This window comes from Planococcus sp. APC 3900, from assembly GCF_030407735.1.
Taxonomy (GTDB): Bacteria; Bacillota; Bacilli; order Bacillales_A; family Planococcaceae; genus Planococcus; species Planococcus notacanthi.
In genome coordinates this window covers 260796-279475 of sequence record NZ_JASDCT010000005.1, presented here as the reverse complement: position 1 = coordinate 279475, position 18680 = coordinate 260796, and the positions used below count along the sequence as shown (strand labels likewise).

Annotated in this window: 15 protein-coding genes; 9 read left to right on the top strand and 6 right to left on the bottom strand. The window is 44.6% G+C overall.

All coding sequences use genetic code 11. The features are described from left to right. The first annotated feature begins 109 nt into the window (after positions 1-109). Entirely contained in the window at positions 110-391 is a 282-nt protein-coding gene (locus QMA04_RS12620) for a hypothetical protein (protein WP_191714178.1), read from the top strand. Positions 392-418: 27 nt separating this feature from the next. Here QMA04_RS12620 and QMA04_RS12615 read toward each other — a convergent pair whose 3' ends face one another. Together QMA04_RS12615 and QMA04_RS12610 are read right to left on the bottom strand one after the other, a co-directional pair. Beyond that, a complete protein-coding gene (locus tag QMA04_RS12615; RefSeq protein WP_191714179.1) occupies positions 419-1399 on the bottom strand; it encodes an alpha/beta hydrolase in 981 nt (326 codons plus the stop codon). A 12-nt stretch (positions 1400-1411) separates the two neighbouring features. Then, positions 1412-2311, bottom strand: coding sequence for a hydroxymethylglutaryl-CoA lyase (locus tag QMA04_RS12610; protein WP_290186133.1), 900 nt, complete (start codon positions 2309-2311; stop codon positions 1412-1414). A gap of 81 nt (positions 2312-2392) precedes the next feature. Here QMA04_RS12610 and QMA04_RS12605 point away from each other — a divergent pair, with 81 nt between their 5' ends. Further along, the gene (locus QMA04_RS12605) at positions 2393-3577 is read left to right on the top strand and encodes an acetyl-CoA C-acetyltransferase (protein ID WP_290186132.1); all 1185 of its coding nucleotides are present in this window, start codon (positions 2393-2395) and stop codon (positions 3575-3577) included. A 12-nt stretch (positions 3578-3589) separates the two neighbouring features. Then, complete coding sequence (locus tag QMA04_RS12600; RefSeq protein WP_290186130.1) at positions 3590-3799, top strand: DUF3886 domain-containing protein; 210 nt, start codon at positions 3590-3592, stop codon at positions 3797-3799. A gap of 117 nt (positions 3800-3916) precedes the next feature. On the opposite strand, the gene QMA04_RS12595 is transcribed toward QMA04_RS12600, so the two are convergent. Together QMA04_RS12595 and QMA04_RS12590 are read right to left on the bottom strand one after the other, a co-directional pair. Next, positions 3917-5098 (bottom strand): MFS transporter, encoded by a 1182-nt coding sequence (locus tag QMA04_RS12595; protein ID WP_290186129.1) that lies wholly within the window; start codon positions 5096-5098, stop codon positions 3917-3919. A 138-nt stretch (positions 5099-5236) separates the two neighbouring features. Then, positions 5237-7564: an S-layer homology domain-containing protein gene (locus tag QMA04_RS12590; protein ID WP_290186127.1), complete on the bottom strand. Its 2328-nt coding sequence runs from the start codon at positions 7562-7564 to the stop codon at positions 5237-5239. A 369-nt stretch (positions 7565-7933) separates the two neighbouring features. Here QMA04_RS12590 and QMA04_RS12585 point away from each other — a divergent pair, with 369 nt between their 5' ends. Both QMA04_RS12585 and QMA04_RS12580 read left to right on the top strand, forming a co-directional pair. Then, positions 7934-8971 carry a zinc-binding alcohol dehydrogenase family protein gene (locus QMA04_RS12585; RefSeq protein ID WP_290186125.1) on the top strand — a complete coding sequence of 346 codons (1038 nt, stop codon included), beginning with the start codon at positions 7934-7936 and terminating at the stop codon, positions 8969-8971. Positions 8972-9119: 148 nt separating this feature from the next. Then, positions 9120-9362, top strand: coding sequence for a hypothetical protein (locus QMA04_RS12580; protein ID WP_191714185.1), 243 nt, complete (start codon positions 9120-9122; stop codon positions 9360-9362). An 85-nt stretch (positions 9363-9447) separates the two neighbouring features. Here QMA04_RS12580 and QMA04_RS12575 read toward each other — a convergent pair whose 3' ends face one another. Beyond that, the gene (locus QMA04_RS12575; protein WP_290186123.1) at positions 9448-11292 is read right to left on the bottom strand and encodes a tetratricopeptide repeat protein; all 1845 of its coding nucleotides are present in this window, start codon (positions 11290-11292) and stop codon (positions 9448-9450) included. Further along, a complete protein-coding gene (locus tag QMA04_RS12570; RefSeq protein WP_203339710.1) occupies positions 11289-11714 on the bottom strand; it encodes a hypothetical protein in 426 nt (141 codons plus the stop codon). Before QMA04_RS12570 ends, QMA04_RS12575 begins: the two co-directional genes overlap by 4 nt. A gap of 461 nt (positions 11715-12175) precedes the next feature. Here QMA04_RS12570 and QMA04_RS12565 point away from each other — a divergent pair, with 461 nt between their 5' ends. Genes QMA04_RS12565 through narI form a run of 4 tightly spaced genes read left to right on the top strand, consistent with a single transcriptional unit; the run spans position 12176 to position 18670 of the window. Beyond that, the gene (locus QMA04_RS12565; protein ID WP_290186122.1) at positions 12176-15850 is read left to right on the top strand and encodes a nitrate reductase subunit alpha; all 3675 of its coding nucleotides are present in this window, start codon (positions 12176-12178) and stop codon (positions 15848-15850) included. Continuing rightward, positions 15840-17426 carry a nitrate reductase subunit beta gene (gene narH, locus QMA04_RS12560; protein ID WP_191714188.1) on the top strand — a complete coding sequence of 529 codons (1587 nt, stop codon included), beginning with the start codon at positions 15840-15842 and terminating at the stop codon, positions 17424-17426. The genes QMA04_RS12565 and narH overlap by 11 nt, the downstream gene beginning before the upstream one ends. Next, positions 17419-17994: a nitrate reductase molybdenum cofactor assembly chaperone gene (gene narJ, locus QMA04_RS12555; RefSeq protein WP_191714189.1), complete on the top strand. Its 576-nt coding sequence runs from the start codon at positions 17419-17421 to the stop codon at positions 17992-17994. The genes narH and narJ overlap by 8 nt, the downstream gene beginning before the upstream one ends. Then, positions 17981-18670, top strand: coding sequence for a respiratory nitrate reductase subunit gamma (gene narI, locus QMA04_RS12550; RefSeq protein ID WP_191714190.1), 690 nt, complete (start codon positions 17981-17983; stop codon positions 18668-18670). Before narJ ends, narI begins: the two co-directional genes overlap by 14 nt. The last annotated feature ends 10 nt before the right edge of the window (positions 18671-18680 follow it).

The following is an 18680-nucleotide window of genomic DNA, read 5'->3' as shown; positions in this document are numbered from 1 at the left end:
TTTATTTTGTTCGAATCTGCTATTAGAATTTCGGATTTCGGGTATTGAGCCAGTAAGATGCCAATTTTTGATGGCGGCTTGTATGCAGAAATCAAAGGAGGAATTCAGGATGGCGGAAAATGAAGAACTGTTGTTTTATTTACCGGTCATTGAAGAAGATGACAAGGAAGCAGGGAAGTTTCATCTTGAAAGCAATCAATTGAAAAAGGCTTTTCCCGTCTCATTGGATAAGATCGATGATTTGGTGAAAGATATGACAGATTATAGCTTAGATACAATCGAACTCCACGTTACCGGTATTGTAAAAAGTGGACCGATTACGGAATTGTTCATTGGCGCTGAAGGGCAGGCAGGCATGAAGTTGGTCCTCAACAAAAAGAAGAAACCATAATAAAAAGCACTCCGCGGAGTGCTTTTGTCATTTTACGATAGACACGGCCGAATTTGCTGAGATAGTGTGTAGGTCCTGTTGTTTAGGCGTCAGTAAATCATACTTCATCAGGAAATTTGCAACTGCCTCTTCGTATTGATCAGGGTTGCTGTTGAAAGATTGCGCATGTGCGCCTTCTTCAAACATTTTCAATTGTTTTGGTCCTTCTTTTAATGCATAAAGTTCCTCACTCATTTTCGCCAGGACAAAATCATCATGAATACTGTGTATGAAGAGCACAGGTTTTTTTATATTGGCTACTGTTTCCCTCGGAGAAACAGTAGAAATGGAATAGCCATCACGCATTTTCATGAACAAACTGGCGAGCCGCAGAGCCAAAGTTGTGCGCAGGGGTGTCGTGGTTTTCATAACATGCAGAATCTGTTCATAAATGTCGGAATAAGCGCAATCAGAGATGTAGAAATCTGCGGTGTCTTCCATACCGGCGTAAAGCAAAGTTGTAGCAGCCCCCATGGATTCACCGTGGATGCCATAAAAAAGCTCATCACCAACATGCAGTTTTAATGCCGCTACGACAGCTTTCAAATCGATTTTTTCAAAATGTCCGAAACTGGTTGTTTTTCCTCCGGAATCTCCATGGCGCCGATGGTCATAAACCACCGAATTAAACCCTAAACGCTCAAACATCCGTGCGTACTTAAAAGAATTGACTTTCGTTTCGGTCACGCCATGGCAAATGATGACATAGCGATTAGTATCGTGAGGTTCGAGAAAAATAGCTTTTATCGGGTAGCCATTCTCGGATTCGATCCATTGCTCGCTTTTTGGGACATTGGCGTACCAGACTTCATCATAGCGTTTAGCGCTCGTTTCCCTTTCCAGAATCAGCTTTTCATCTTTTTTCTTTACATACATCAGCCGGTTGCTGGCGATAAATCCCGCAACTGTAGCTGTTGCTGTAAGGACGCTTGATATAATGGCGGAAGTCCAAAGCAATCTTTTTTTCATGGCATAAGCTCCTTAAGGCTGGTTTTTATATAAGGTATACATGCCTGTGGCAACTGGATTGGTTACGTGGGGCTCGATTTTTTCGATGGCTTGACATAAAAGATTCTCATCAATTCCTGTATAGATGCCCATCCGGTGGAGCATATTGACGACATCCTCTGTGGCGACGTTTCCGGTTGCGCCTGGTGCGAATGGACAGCCTCCGAGGCCGCCTGCAGAAGCATCAAAACGAGTGACGCCAGCCTGCAACGAAGCGAGTATGTTGGCAAGGGCCATTCTGCGGGTGTCGTGGAAATGGGCTGTCATCAAGACATCCGGAAATGCTTTGATTAGTTTTGTAAACAGTTCATAGCTTTCCTTCGGATTCGCCATGCCGATGGTATCGGCGACACTCAGTTCGTCGACTCCCCATTCCACGAATTGGCGGCATAAATCCAGTGTCGCTTCCGGTGATACCGCCCCTTCAAATGGGCAGTAAAAGGCAGTCGATATACAGGCGCGGACAAAGATGCCTTGTTCTTTCAAGTTAAGAATCAACGGTTTTAAAGTTTCCATGCTTTCAGCTGTAGTTTTATTGATATTTTTTTTATTGAAGGTATTGGAAACGCCAACAAAGACGGCGAGTGATTGAGCTCCAGCTTCGAGAGCTGCATTAATGCCGCGTTCATTTGGTGTCAACACGAATTGGCGCCCGGTTTTTTTCGTCTGTGTGACGATATCCCGGGCATCACCCATTTGCGGCACCCATTTAGGAGACACAAAGGATGTCAACTCCATTTCCTGAACTCCGGCGTCCTGCAAAGCAGCTATAAATTGAAGTTTATTTTCAGTAGTAACAAGTTTTCCTTCATTTTGGAGACCATCCCTTGGTCCGACCTCGATAATTGTTGCATTTTTTGGTAAACTGAACATAATATCCCCCCTGCTTTCCATTGTATATAGGGAAGGGATAAAAGAGCAACTAACAGACAATCACTCAAGGGGGAAAAGTACATGTCACAGGAAATCGTTATTGTAAGCGCTGTCCGTACAGCGGTAGGTTCATTTCAAGGGTCATTAAAAGACGTGCCGGCTACACAATTAGGAGCGATCGTCATCAAAGAGGCGATCGGACGCGCCGGGATTCAGCCGGAGCAAGTTTCTGAAGTCATTATGGGGAATGTTCTTCAGGCCGGGTTAGGCCAAAATCCAGCACGCCAGGCATCCATCCATGCGGGGCTGCCGGAAACTGTGCCCGCTATGACCATCAACAAAGTCTGTGGATCTGGATTGAAATCTATTCAGCTCGCTTACCAGGCGATTTATGCTGGGGATGCAGACATTGTCGTTGCAGGTGGAATGGAAAACATGAGCCGTGCACCGTATCTCATGGAAAATGCCCGCAGTGGATTCCGCATGGGGGATCAGAAAGTAGTCGACAGCATGCTCGTTGACGGCTTGACCTGTGCATTCAATGATTACCATATGGGAGTCACTGCAGAGAATTTATGTGATCGTTACGACATCACACGTGAAGAACAAGATCAATTCGCTGCCCGCTCACAAGCACGTGCCACCGCTGCAGTCGAATCTGGCAGATTTGATGACGAAATTGTGCCAGTGGAAATTCCCCAGCGCAAAGGAGATCCAGTTATCTTCAAGGTAGATGAATACATTAAGAGTGATTCCAATGAAGCGCGTTTAGGAAAGCTGCGTCCGGCTTTCAAAAAAGACGGTAGTGTGACAGCGGGCAATGCATCAGGCATTAACGATGGTGCAGCTGCAGTTGTGGTCATGTCCAAAGCGAAAGCGGATGAACTTGGACTGACGCCGCTGGCAACTGTAGTAGCAAACGGCAGTGCAGGAGTTGATCCCGCTGTAATGGGAATCGGTCCCGTGCAAGCTGTGAAAAATGCCTTAAAAAAAGCCGATATGGCATTAGAAGACATTGAACTGATCGAGGCAAATGAAGCGTTTGCTGCGCAGTCGATTGCGGTTGACCGTGAGCTGAAGTTTAATCATGATATACTGAATGTCAATGGAGGAGCCATTGCGATTGGTCACCCGATCGGCGCAAGCGGCACACGCATTTTCGTCACTTTGCTGCACGAAATGATCAAACGTGACGCTAAGACGGGATTGGCGACTCTTTGCATCGGCGGCGGCCAAGGGATCGCGACGGTTATTAAACGTCCTTAAGGAGAGAGAGCAATGGCTAAAAGAAAAGAAGAATCCAACAGTATGCTGTCTGACGATGTGTTGGCAAAACTGAAAGAAACGAAAAAAGAGTTGTTGAAACAAGAACAGAAGTTGGAAGAAGAAAAAGAAGCGCAGCGTTTATTCGAACGCAAAGAACGCGAGAAGAATCTGTCGTTTGCTGAACTTCTGGAGCGCCACGGAGATAAAGGGAATAAATTTTAGTTTTAAAAAGGAACACAACAGTTCCTATATGAAAAGGCAACGAATCTACTCATCACAGCAGCCAACCTCGAAAATTGAGGTTGGCTGTTTCTGTTTCAAGAAATCGGGTGGCTTGAACTATTTCTGTTGAGGGCCGTGAAAATAACGTGATTTGAGAACCAGAGATAGAACGAAAATGATAAACGCCAATACTGCAGAAACAACAAGCGCTGTATGTTCTCCGTATTTATCGATGATAAAAGTGTAAAAAATGGGTGAAATCGCAGACAACAAGAAGCCAGGTACTAATAATTTTCCTACGGTGGCTCCGTAAGTATTGTGGTCAAACAGAATCAACGGCAGGGTTCCACGCGTAATCGTCATCAATCCGTTGCCGGCTCCGAAAAGAAATGCAAACAATAAAGCAGCTGTAAGGAACCGGCCGCTGAGAAGTCCGCTGAAAAAACCAAGGGGCAATATACCTGAAGCTAAAATTGTCAATGAAATAGGATGGAGGCGGGCGCCGAACAGAACTTCGCAGACACGCGCAAAGGATTGCCCTATTCCCCGGAGAGTTGAAATCCATACTGAAAGAGCGGCGGTCAAACCGAGACCGGCAAGAATAGTAATCATGTGAGTCGACATGGCAGAGTTCAAAATATTTAACAGCGTGAATATCAATGCATAGAGGCTGCCTGCGACCCGTCGTTCTTTGTCTGCAGTAATGACAGGAAGGAGAGAAGGGGGCAACTCCTTTTTATTATTGAACCGCTGTTTAGGAAGAGATAGATGCAAAGGGATGGTTAAAAGGGCAAATCCCGCATAAATTAGAAGAGCTGCTCTCCATCCGAAAGCTTCAGCTAACATGAAACCGACAGGCCAAAAGACGCTGGAAGCCAATCCGCCCAAAAGAGTGATTTGTGAAATGGGGCGTTTTGCATGTATGCCACCTATACGCGCTAATGCTGCAAATGCCGCATCATAGAGAGTCAAGCGCATAGCAAACCCGAGCAGCACCCACGACGCATAATAAACCCCAATAGAATAGGGTAAAGCAATGCCGCTGCAGCCTAATGACAATAGGGCAGATCCCCCCGACATAACGAAGCTTCCGCCATAGCGGTCGATTAATCTTCCCGTCAGTGGAGATGTAATTGCCATAATCACTAAGGCTGTTGAAAATCCACCATAGACAGTCGTTTCGCTCCAGTCCAAATCAGCAGCGGTCCGTGTCCCGAATACAGCGATCGAATAATAGGAAATTCCCCAGCATATAAGCTGAGACATGCCGAGTGAAATCACGGTTTGGCGAGTGATCATTGTTTCACGTCCTTACCATTCCTTATCGATAATGCCATTATAGAATTTTTTAAGGGACAATGGTTCACTTCTAGAAAGTATCTCGGATGTTATTCGGACGAAAAAAGGAACCTGCAGCTGCAGGTTCCTTTAAGAGAATTAATGTGTTTCATCATATTTCAATGCTCTGTCCATGAAGACAGCAAACTCTGCTCTCGTGACGTCGGATTTTGGATTGAATTTTCCATTAGTTGAACCGATGGTGATCCCAGCAGCGTACAAAGTATCGATATACTTATCTGACCATCCGCCCTTTTTAACATCTGGGAAGTTATGGGAGCCTTTTGCTTCGATATCAAACGCTGTTACTAGCACCTTAGCCATCTCTTCGCGTGTCAGCTTGCTTTTCGGTTGGAATAGGTTGTTATATCCTTCGAAAATTCCGGCACGTTGTGTTGCTGTGATTGCATCGAAATTCGGATGCGATTTCGGAACATCTCTGAACGCTTTATATGGAAGTTCATTTTCTAAGTCCACTGCGCGATCGAACATCAGTGATACATGTTGACGTTGAATTCCATCTCTCCATTTGAAAGTTCCGTCTGGATGTCCTTTAATAATGCCTTCTGCTGCCATGCGCTCAATTGCTTCGTAAGCCCAAGCAGGCTTTTCAGGCGTTACATCCGGGAAAGTTGGTTTTGTCGGTTCTGGTTTTGGATCTGGTTTTGGATCCGGTGCAGTTGAACCAGTCGTAAATTGATAAATTGGTGATTTTTCACTCTCGCCTGCCGCATTGGTTATATTCATGTACCAATGATAAACGGTGTTTTTGCTTAAGCCTTTCCACTCGGCAGAAGCCACTTCGCCTGATTTCAAGTCTTTATCCTGGCCGATAGCCTGGTCGGTATAGATGTTGACGGCCACATAATCCGTTTCGATTTGTCTAGGGTTGTCTTTTGCTTTTACATCCGCTAAATCGAATTGCGCTGTAAAGCTTTCTTTTGCAGGATCAAATTGTTCGAAATCATAATCATTTTCAAAAGGAGAGTATGATACAAAATCCAATGTTTCATCTGTTGGATCGAACGTCAGCTTCTTCAAATAGCCTTGTCCACGGTCAGGAGCAGTATTGCCCTGATGATTTGCCAACACTTCCAACACTTCACGTGTTGAGCCATCTTCATTTTCAACCTGTTTGACACGGTAGTTAGCGCCGTGATGATGGCCACTGAGGACCATTTTAACATTTTCATTAGGGACGACAATTTCTCTGTTGACCACTCGTGCTTGTTCGGTTACGTATTGTGCCAATGAATTGATATTCTCATGCATGCCGACAATGGCATTGCGGTCTGCATGCTGCTTAAGAACTTTGTTTGCCCAAGCGACGGTTTCAGCTGATCCATCTCTTCCGTAGCCAAGATATAGAAAAATGAAATCATGATCGCCGAAAGAAAACAAATCGTAATGGTTTTGATTTTCTTCGTTCATTGCTTCACCAAACCACGATTTGTCTTTAAAGCGATCGATTCCAGCGTATCTCGCGAAAATGGAATAATCATAAGTTTTGTTGAGGGTGTCGATTCCTACATCATGGTTACCGGCTAGTACCCCATACGGAATGTTGGCAGCATCGAGCCGATCCAAGTTTTCCTCTGCAACTTTCCATTGTTCCTCATCGATTACATTATTGACAAGGTCTCCGGTATGCATGGCGTACTCATAAGTTCCTTTTTTGTATTCGTCGATCATCCAGTCTGTCATGGATGTCCAGACTTCAGGGAAATCCTGTGCATAGTATTGGGTATCCGTAAACCAGACCATAGAGAAGTCTTCATCTTTGGAATCTGTCAGCGTTCCGGAATCGTGGACCATGGCCTGAACTTTTCCATCTTTGACGAATCTCTCTTTATCAATTTCAGCTTTCAGGACAATTTCTTCGCCCTTTGCATTTCCTTCCGCCTGGTTCAAAGCGACCCAGTTGCCCGCTTTATAATCCCATGCTGAAAGATTGGCTAAACCACTTGCCAAAGTTTTTCCTTCCCAATACAGCTGGATCGCGTTGCCGGCTGCCAAGTCCTTGGAGACGTCAACTACAAAACGTTGAGAAGGAAAGCCGTTGCTGCTTTTGGTGGCGGCTGTTTTTCCGTCGTCAGCTGCCATTGCTTTTATTTGTTCACCCGTTAAAGGAGTGGCATTTGTTTGGATCGGCACAGTAATCGGGTTGTCGGCTGAATCATTTGCAAAGCCGGTTATCCCTTTGCCTGCAAAATCATATTTGAATCCTTTTTTGAAATCGACGGTTTTGATGCCTGCCCCTGTTGAATCTTTTACAATAGCCTCTAAGGTGGGTGTAAGGCTGACATCTTTTGAGTAATTAGCAGGCTTTACCTGTTCTGGTTTTTGCGGGGCTGCCAGTGGAGTTAACGAAACACTGGTTAGCACTAAAGCTACTGCCGCTGTGGTGGTGAAAAACTTTTTAATCATCTGTTGTCCTCCTTTAATGGGTGTTGCATGTTTAGTAGGTAAAAAGACTTAAATAAACAAAATTAATTATAAAAAAATAGTTTACTAGGGATATATATCCTTTCTTTTATTTTTTAGTGAACCTATTTATTCATAATAACAAATAAAAAATAAAAAACAACTTAATTTTCCATATTTTTAGAATATTTAATTATCTGAAGCATTACCTTCAGCTTACATGGGATAAAACAAGGCAGGATTACCTGCTTTATAGTTGGATAACATTGTCATAAAAAAAGGCAAAGTTTTTGAACCTATTTAGAGGGAAGAGTACAATGACTGGAGATTTATCAATAAATATTCATAAGATTGAAAGGGCGGCGAAGTGAAGTGAGTAAAGATAAGATGAATGTATTAGGCTTTTATAATCCAGGATCGAAAACAGCGGCGCCGAATTTTGAGAAGGTTGAAATTGACCGTCCAAAAGCGGCAGGAAGAGATTTGCTTGTTGAAGTCCGTGCGGTATCGGTCAATCCGACGGATCTGCGGACTCGTGACGCCAAAGGGGAAGATGATCAGACATTAACGGTCGTTGGACGTGATGCGGCAGGAATTGTTGTAGAAATAGGGGATGACTGCAAGTTGTTTCAGGTGGGAGAAGAAGTGTTTTATGCCGGTACAAGCATTGCGCCGGGAAGCCTTAGCGAAGTCCAGCTGGTAGATGAGCGGATTGTTGGAAAGAAGCCGAAAAGCATCGGTTTTGCGGAAGCTGCAGCACTGCCTCTGACCAGCGTCACAGCCAGCGAAGCGCTTTTTGATCGGCTTGGTGTATCACGGAATCCGACTGATAACAAAGAAAAAGTAATCTTGATTATCGGTGCAGCAGGCGGGGTGGGATCTGTGGCCACTCAAATGGCTAAATTAGCCGGATTGACTGTCGTAGGAACTGCTTCCCGTCCAGAATCAAAAGAGTGGGCGTTGAATCATAAAACAGACTTTATCATCAATCATCACGAAGCTTCTGAACCGCAATTGGAAGCTTTGGGTATTTCGGGGGTTCATTATATATTCTGTTTAACCAATATCGATGAACACATGGAGAGCATGGCTAATGCTATCCTTCCACAAGGTAAAATCTGTTCGATCTTACCGGCAATGAAGCCGCTTCATCCAGCTTTGTTTTCAAAATCGGTCAGCTTTTCCTATGAGTTGATGTATACGCGCTCAGTGTATCAAACAAAGGATATGATTTCACAGCATCATATTCTGAACCAGTTAGCAGATTGGGTGGATGAAGGGGAAATTCGTTCGACAATGTCCAAAAAACTTGCGCCTCTCAACCCAGAGACATTAAAAGAAGCCTATGAGATCCTGCTCACAGGGCGAACTATCGGTAAAATTGTCGTTGAGGGTCCGATTTATCCCTAAAATGCCAAAAGAAAACTGAGTCAAAATTATTCTATAAATTTTCTTCTGTTTTGAATAATCAGAAAAATGGTGTTATGGTGAATATGTATCCACCCACACTTCTGCTTGATGGAAATTTAGTTGACAATCATTAAAAGGAGGAACTTCAATGGCTGATGAAAAAAAAACGGAAGAAACTTATTCAAGCAGGGCTGAAAGAGAACGGATTGGCCGTGAAACGAATGCAGGTTTTGCGCGAGTGGAACGTGCGGAAAGAGAAAATAGTTCCACTGATATTCCGACAGGACCCATCGGAAGAAAGTTAACTGAAGATGAAATTCGCCAAAGGGTTGGTCAAGGGAATTTTGATTCTGCAAAAGACGACAATCAAACAAGTTCAATCAATAGCTGAATAAATTAAGAGGCTGCAACTTCTATTAAAGAAGAACAGCCTCTTTTTTTGATTTATTCAGTTGTTCTGCTGATTCGAATCTTGCTTACAGATTCTCGAGAGTAGGTGCCAAAAACGTCCAGATTAGCCCTGCTTCTTCAGGAGAACGTGGGGTGATGACAGACGATTTCGGATAAGGCAAAGCGGCAATCCGTTGTTCGACATATTTCTTTACGTATGGATTTTGATCGATGGCTTCTATATAAGTTGTTTGAGCAGTTTGGGAAAGTATTCCTTTCTGCCGCTCCATAGACCACCTCAACCAAGCATAGAATGCATTATCGCTGAGTTCTTCTTCGTAATGGCTGATCAGACTCTCGGCTTCTTTAAGGCGGCCCAAGGCGATTAACGCCGAAACCGCTAAATATCGTACCCCCTGATGATCTCCTGGGTTCAAACGCAGCAACTCATAATAAATAGGGAAAGCCTCTTCGAAGCGGGCTTGCTCCCAATAGAAATTTCCAAGCAAAAATAGGGATCTCAAATAAGGCCGGTTTGGAACGTACAACCAAGCTACATCCATTTCCGGTTCAAAGCGTTCTTTTCCGCTGGAAACCGCTTTTTGAAGCAATTGTTCTTTTAAGGACAAATTCTCTTCCATTTCAGCTGCCAGTAGGAAGGCATCTGTATTTTGGGGATCCAACCTCTGAATCTGCTCCACTTGGCTGGTCCGATTTATAGTTGTATAGGCACTGTAGGCAAGAAGTTGAGCTTTTTCAGCTTTGGTTTTCGGTTCATAGGATTTGCTGTGGTAGTACTCCATCTGGCGTTTCAATTCATTTTCACTTGTAATGGTCGCATTTTTCAAATGCATATATAATTGCCAATTCTGCAGTTCATTGCCTTTGGGATCCGTTCCGACTTCAAATGCATAAACGGCTCTTTTCTCTGGGTCTTCTTTGCTTTTGGCGGTGTGATAAAAAGAACCGAGGTCATTTTTGAAAAGTGTCAGTCCTTCTGTATCCACGCCAAAATGCTGTGCGGTTTCTTCAGTCTTCCAGTCGAGCTTCACCAATTGGTGATCGATGGCAAATTGGACTGCGCCGGCGACCGCTTCTTTAGGAATCATTGCTAAGGGTTCTGCGTAATGAAAGAAGGCTTCGATTAATTCGTCACTCTTCAAATCATGGGCAATTAGGAAATTCTCCAATTCCTCCACAGTTTCAAGAACAGCATATGCGACTTTTTCGGTGCTCAGAAGGCCACTGCTTAGGAGCTGGTAAACAGCCAAAATGTTCCGGCTGTAGAATTCCTTTGCGTTTGCCGTTTCGGATGACTGATACATCTCCTGAAGCTTTCGGACACTTTCCGGTTTCACTTTAACAGCAACCGTCAGGCTGTTCAACACCATCATGAAATGCTCGCCTATCCGGACATCGGGCAAATAGAAACCGGTGGCTATGTTTCCAGCTTCAACCGGAAAAGACTCATTAACTTCAATTTCCATAGTATCTTTAGTCAGCAAATCACGAACTTGAGCTTGGTAATTGGAAACGGAAAGAACTTCGCCGGCCATAAACAGTGGGTTAAGCCAGGATTCAAGGATCAGTTTGATTTGCATTCTTTCTTCCTTGATGATCTTCCGTTCAATAAAACTATTCCATACATCGACGCGTTCAGAAAAGAAAAAGATATCTCCGATAATGCCATTCGATTTATCTTCTCCGTAAAGTGGGACGAGAAGGTTTTCGACTTTATCTTTCCATTTCACCAATTCTTTCTGTTCTGACCGACGGGGATTATTTTCAAAAAAATCCCGAAGCGTCCCTTGCAGTACTTTGTTTTGTTCTTCAATCATCAGCTTGGAGGATCCGCCCGTCCCACAGCATTTTTTATATTTTTTGCCGCTTTCACAATGGCAAAGCTCGTTTCTGCCAATCGCTTTTATCATATAGAAGGCTCCTGAAGCAGCAGACGTTCTTCATCGCGGCTATGGATGGCGTTCACTACCAAAAGTGCATGAAACTGTTTCATGACCTCATAGCTGAGGCCTTCTTCTGCAAGCAATATTTTGATGTCAGCCACAATGATGCGCAAGATATCATGATCGCGTGTCAAATCAGCCACTGTTTGCTTGAGTTCTGGTTTCTGGTCGATCATTTCCTGATAAAATCCTTCTTCCTCTGCATCCGCATGGCTGATGATCCGTGTTTCCCAATACTCCAGCAAATGATCCGCCGCTTGATGGGCAACTTCGTATTCTTTAGCTCTCAATAAATCTTCAACTTCTTCTGTTTTAGTTACTGCTCCAGATAAGGCGCCTTCATGGATGGCATGATGGGCATGCAGCTGGCGCAAAGATGGTCCTGACATAGTCATTCATTCCCCTCATTTTTTTTCAGTATAACATGCCAAAAACCGCTGATTTTCCAGCTAGGGCATTTCCTTTGGTGAAAGAGGGAACTCCCTTATCCGATGAGAAACGGGGAGTTTTGAAGCTGGAAAAATAGATGGAAATCGGCATTTTTTTTCGGTTTTTCATTGGAGAAAATAAGAATCTGCTGGAATTCACTGTCTTGAGGCATATCTCAATGAAAAACAACCTGATTTTATTGGACAGCTTATCGGAAACCCTCGATAAATAATGGAATATGGAAATTTTGGGCTAAACAGTATTTTTGCAGTTTTCAATGAACAAGGGAATTCCAGTGCTTCTGTAGGACATTCCCTAATGGGAACTTGTATGGGGGACTAACATAATAAAAGCATACGAATGAATTTGTAATTGATTCCCTTCAATAGTTTTCATTCATGAGAAGGAGTGGGTATACGCGATGAAGAAAAAATTTGGATTGAATTTCTTTAAACCAGTCGAAAGTTATTCGGGCAGTTGGTCCATCTTGGAGGAAAAAAGCCGGGATTGGGAAAATATGTACCGCCAAAGATGGTCGCACGATAAAGTAGTCCGTACCACACACGGAGTAAACTGTACAGGATCATGCAGCTGGAAAGTATTCGTCAAGAATGGAATCATCACGTGGGAAAATCAGCAGATCGATTATCCTTCCTGCGGACCTGATATGCCTGAATTTGAACCGCGCGGCTGTCCAAGGGGTGCCACATTTTCTTGGTATGAATACAGTCCGCTGCGAGTGAAATACCCTTATATGCGCGGTAAACTTTGGCGTCTTTGGAAAGCGGCGCGAGCCAGCCATCCGAATCCGGTGGATGCATGGGCAAGTATTGTAGAAGATCCTGAGAAAGCGATGTTCTATAAATCTGCACGTGGAAAAGGCGGACACATCCGCGTCAATTGGGAAGATGCTTTGGAATTGATCGCAGCACAATTGATCTACACCATACAGAAATACGGACCAGACCGCGTGGCTGGCTTTACGCCAATTCCAGCGATGTCGATGGTCAGCTACGCTTCAGGAGCAAGATTTATTTCACTTCTTGGTGGTGAAATGCTTAGTTTTTATGATTGGTATGCGGATCTCCCACCTGCATCTCCACAAATATGGGGAGAACAGACAGATGTACCGGAGTCATCGGATTGGTATAACGCCGGGTATTTGATGATGTGGGGATCGAATGTTCCAATGACCAGAACACCGGATGCGCATTTCATGACAGAAGTCCGCTATAAAGGAACAAAAGTGGTATCGGTAGCTCCTGATTATGCAGAGAATGTTAAATTCGCCGATAATTGGCTGGCTCCTCACCCTGGAACGGATGCAGCACTAGCTCAAGCCATGACGCACGTTATTCTGGATGAATTCTATCAAAAGCGCCAAGAGCCGATGTTCATCAATTACGCGAAACAATATACGGATATGCCATTTATGATTTTATTGGATCCGCATGAAGATACATTAAAAGGTGGACGATTCTTGCGCGCCAGCGATTTGGGAGATACATCAGAGCATGCAGAATGGAAACCGGTCATCTTTGACGAGGCGGCCGATAAATTGATGGTGCCGAATGGCACGATGGGGCAGCGATGGGAAGAAGATAAAAAATGGAACCTGATTCTCGAAAATGAAGATGGCTCCAAAGTGAACCCGGCGATGAGTGTTGTTGGCCACCAGGAAGAATGGAAGGAAATCGTCTTCCCGTATTTCGATAATCAGGGAAATGGCGTCTTCAAGCGGGTTATTCCTGCAAGAAAAGTAATATTGGCAGATGGTACAGAACGCTACGCGGCAACTGTTTATGATCTGATGATGAGTCAATACGGAATTATTCGTACGGAAAGTGAATATAATGCAAAAGGCTACGACGATGAAACCTCATTTTATACTCCTGCATGGCAGGAAAAAGTGACATCCGTCAAAGCATCAATCGTTACGCAGATTGCACGTGAATTTGCACAAAACTCGATCGATACAGGCGGACGCTCGATGATCATCATGGGTGCTGGCATCAACCATTGGTTCAACAGTGACACGATTTACCGCGCAATTTTGAACCTGGTCATTCTGACAGCTTCCCAGGGCGTCAATGGTGGTGGATGGGCGCATTATGTCGGACAGGAAAAATGCCGTCCGATTGAAGGATGGTCGACTGTCGCTTTCGCGAAAGATTGGCAAGGCCCTGCAAGACTGCAGAATGCAACTTCCTTCTTCTATTTTGCAACAGAACAATGGAGATATGAGGAAAGTGGCGTAGATGTGTTGACGTCACCTTTGGCAGAAGATGTCGCCTATCAGCACCCGGCTGACTATAATGTGCTGGCAGCACGATTAGGCTGGCTCCCTTCTTATCCACAATTCAATAAAAATAGCTTGCTGTTTGCAGAAGAAGCTGCTGAAAAAGGTGCAAAGACCAATAAAGAGATTATCGATTACGCAGTGGAAGAAGTTATTTCCCGTAAAACGAAATTTGCGGTGGAAGATCCAGGTGCACCGGAGAACTTTCCGAGAACACTGTTCATCTGGCGTTCCAACTTAATTTCGAGTTCTGCTAAAGGCCAGGAATACTTTATGAAGCATCTGTTAGGTGCCAAAGATGGCTTGTTGGCTGAACCGAACGTCGATGAAAAACCAGAAGAAATCGTTTGGAGGGAAGATGTTGAAGGCAAACTGGATCTTATGGTTGCACTTGATTTCCGGATGACTTCGACTCCTCTATACGCAGATATTGTCTTGCCTGCAGCGACTTGGTACGAAAAGACCGATCTGTCTTCAACTGATATGCATCCTTTTGTACATCCATTTAATCCGGCAGTCAACCCCCTGTGGGAATCCCGTTCTGATTGGGATATCTACGCTAAATTAGCTGAAAGATTCTCAGAGATGGCGAAAACACATTTGCCTGGCGTCTATAAAGATGTGGTCATCACCCCTCTTGCACATGATACAAAAAGTGAAATTTCACAGCCGATGGGTGTCGTTAAAGATTGGACTAAAGGGGAAATCGAAGCAATCCCTGGCAAAACAATGCCGAATTTCAGTATTGTAGAGCGGGATTACACCAAAATACATGACAAATACATTACCTTGGGACCTAATTTAGCTGTCGGCAAAACCGGTGCGCATGGTGTCAGCTTCTCTGTAGCGGATGAGTATGAGGAATTGAAGCACATCAACGGTACGTTCTTTGATGAAACCATCAAAAATGGTTTGCCAAAAATCCAAACGGCTCGACAAGTGGCGGATGCCATGCTGAACCTTTCATCGGCAACAAACGGACGTGTTTCACAAAAAGCATATATTGAAGCAGAAAAAGATACAGGCGTAGAGTTGAAGGATATTTCAGCAGACCGCGCAGCAGAAAAAATCACGTTCCAAAGTATCACTGTCCAACCGCGTGAAGTTATTCCGACGCCGGTGTTCAGTGGATCCAATAAAATGGGGCGACGGTATTCTCCATTCACAACAAATATTGAGCGTTTAGTGCCATTCCGGACATTGACAGGCCGACAGCATTTCTATATCGACCATGAAATTTTCCAGCAGTTCGGCGAAGCTTTGCCAATCTATAAACCGACATTACCGCCGATGGTATTCGGCAAGAATGATAAAAAGATAAGAGGCGGCGTTGATTCGCTGGTGCTGCGTTATTTGACGCCTCACGGCAAATGGAATATCCACTCCACCTATCAGGATAATCAGCATATGCTGACGCTATTCCGCGGCGGTCCGACTGTCTGGATCAACAACGAAGATGCAAAAGCACACGATATCGACGATAATGCATGGCTCGAAGTGTATAACCGAAACGGCGTTGTCACAGCGCGCGCTGTCGTCAGCCACCGGATGCCGAGGGGTACGATGTTCATGTACCACGCTCAAGACAAACACATTCAAGTGCCTGGTTCTGAAATTACGGATACCCGTGGCGGCAGCCATAACGCGCCGACCCGCATTCACCTCAAACCGACTCAAATGGTCGGCGGATATGCTCAGCTCAGTTACGGCTTCAATTACTACGGCCCTATCGGTAATCAGCGCGATGAATACGTGGCAGTTCGGAAAATGAAGGAGGTTGACTGGCTTGAAGATTAAAGCGCAAGTAGCGATGGTGATGAATTTGGATAAATGTATCGGTTGCCATACCTGCAGTGTCACGTGTAAGACCACGTGGACCAACCGTAAAGGTGCAGAGTATATGTGGTTCAACAACGTGGAAACAAAACCTGGCATCGGGTATCCGAAGCGCTGGGAAGATCAGGAACTTTATAAAGGCGGCTGGCAGCTCCGCAAAGGGAAACTGGAATTGAAGTCAGGGAATAAATTATCAAAAGTCGCGTTGGGGAAAATCTTTTACAACCCGGATATGCCGGAAATGAAGGATTATTATGAGCCTTGGACATATAATTATGAGCATTTGACCAACGCTGGAGAATTGGAACACTCACCGGTTGCACGTGCACATTCAGCCATCACTGGGAAGAAGATGGACCTTGAATGGGGTCCGAACTGGGAAGATGATCTGGCAGGAGCGCATATTACGGGACCGTTGGATCCGAATATCCAAAAAATCGAAGAAGAAATCAAATTCAATTTCGATAAAGCGTTTATGGTGTATTTACCGAGACTTTGTGAACACTGCCTGAATCCGAGCTGTGTAGCATCATGTCCCTCTGGCGCGATTTACAAACGCGAAGAAGATGGTATCGTCCTCGTCGACCAGGAAGCTTGCCGAGGCTGGCGCTATTGTATGACAGGCTGCCCTTACAAAAAAGTTTACTTTAACTGGCAAACCAATAAAGCCGAGAAATGCACATTCTGCTTTCCGCGGATCGAAGCGGGGCTGCCAACCGTTTGCTCAGAAACCTGTACGGGCCGCATCCGTTATTTAGGGGTGCTTTTGTATGATGCAGATCGCGTGCTGGAAGTGGCTTCCACACCAGACGAAAAAGATTTATACAAAGCGCAATGTGACCTATTTATTGACCCGTTTGATCCTGAAATGATTGCGATGGCCAGAAAAGATGGCATATCAGAAGACTGGATAGAAGCAGCGCAGAACTCGCCGGTTTACAAACTGGCGATTGAACATCAACTCGCTTTCCCGTTACATCCGGAGTACCGGACTTTGCCGATGGTTTGGTATGTGCCGCCGCTTAGTCCAATCATGAACTATTTTGAAGGCAAAGATTCTATTAAAAATCCGGATATGATTTTCCCGGCAATCGAAGAAATGCGGACCCCGATTCAGTATTTGGCGAATATGCTGACGGCCGGCGATACGGAAACAGTTAAGAAATCGCTGCAGCGCATGGCAATGATGCGCTCGTATATGCGTGCCAAGACAACTGGCAAGGAATTCGATGAAAGCCGCCTGGAACGGATCGGCATGACAGCCCATCAGACTGAGAAAATGTACCGCCTTCTGGCAATCGCCAAATATGAGGATCGTTTCGTCATTCCAAGTACGCATAGAGAAGGACGTGTCAATCCGTACCGTGCGCAGGGGATGGAAGGGTTTGATACAGAAGGCATGGGAGGGTGGGGAACTGACTCCGGTGGATCCTGTGACAGCTGTGGCCCGGCAACGCCAAGCCCAACTGGAACAGCTACGAAAACCGGTAAAGAAATTTATGAAGAAAACTTCTACGGAGGTATATGGCGTGATTAATTTAGAGAAACTATATCGTTATAAATTGTCATTCGGTTTTTTTGCCCATCACTTGACCTATCCGCAGAAGCTTGATTTTCATCCATCGTTGATTGAGGAATCATTCGATGCGGATCATCCGGCGTATAATTATGTTCAGCAATATTGGGAACTGATGCATGAATTGAGCTTGGATGAAATCCAGGAAATGTATACCGATATTTTTGATTTTGACAAAGACAGCACGCTGTTCATGACCTATTTCAAGTTTGAAGATGCCAAAGAACGGGGCCAGATGCTTGCTAAACTGAAAGTCTCGTATGAAATGTTCGGTCTTGAAATGCCGGATTCGGAATTATCCGATTTCCTGCCACTCATTTGCGAATTTCTTTATGCAGCTGAGTGGCTGGGGGATCCACGGGCGCCTCAGAGTTTCCAGATGCTGATTGCCGTTCTGGAGGATGGAACCTATCATCTGTTGAAATCACTTGAGAAAAAAGACAGCCCCTATTTCCATCTTGTTAAAGGATTGCGTGAAACGTTTAAAGTCTGTATCGAGCAGGAGGTGCCTGTCGATGGAAACGCTTGATAGATTAATTTGGGTGGTCTTTCCTTACCTCTGCATGGCCATCTTCGTTTTTGGGCACATCTATCGCTACCGAGTTGATAAATTTCATTGGACAGCCAAATCCAGTGAATTTATTGAAAAAAAACAATTAATGATTGGCAGCTTGATGTTTCACCTTGGCATTATTCCTGTCATTTTTGGCCATATCGGAGGGTTGGCAATTCCGATTGCCTGGATGAATGCTATTGGCGTCAATGATCATTTGTATCATATCGGTGCTATCTATATCGGTGGGATTTTTGGTTTCATGACGTTGATCGGCATGATTATTCTCACTTTTCGACGCTTTTCGCTGTCCAGTGTCCGCAAATTAAGTTCTTTTTCTGATCTTGCAGTAAACTCACTGCTTTTGTTCATTGTGTTCGTCGGAATGTATGCCACGTTGGTCACGAATGTAGTGCAGCCCGACTTCGATTATCGCATGACGATTTCAGTCTGGTTCAGGGATTTGTTCTTGTTTAGAGCAAATCCGGCTATCATGGCAGACGTGCCTTGGTCGTTTAAAATTCATGTTTTAACAGGCTTTGCCATATTTGCTTTTTGGCCGTTTACCCGTCTTGTGCATGTTTGGAGTGTACCGTTGAATTATGTAGGCAGAAGTTATATCCTGTACAGGAGACATAAACCAACAAATTAAAGAGATGTTC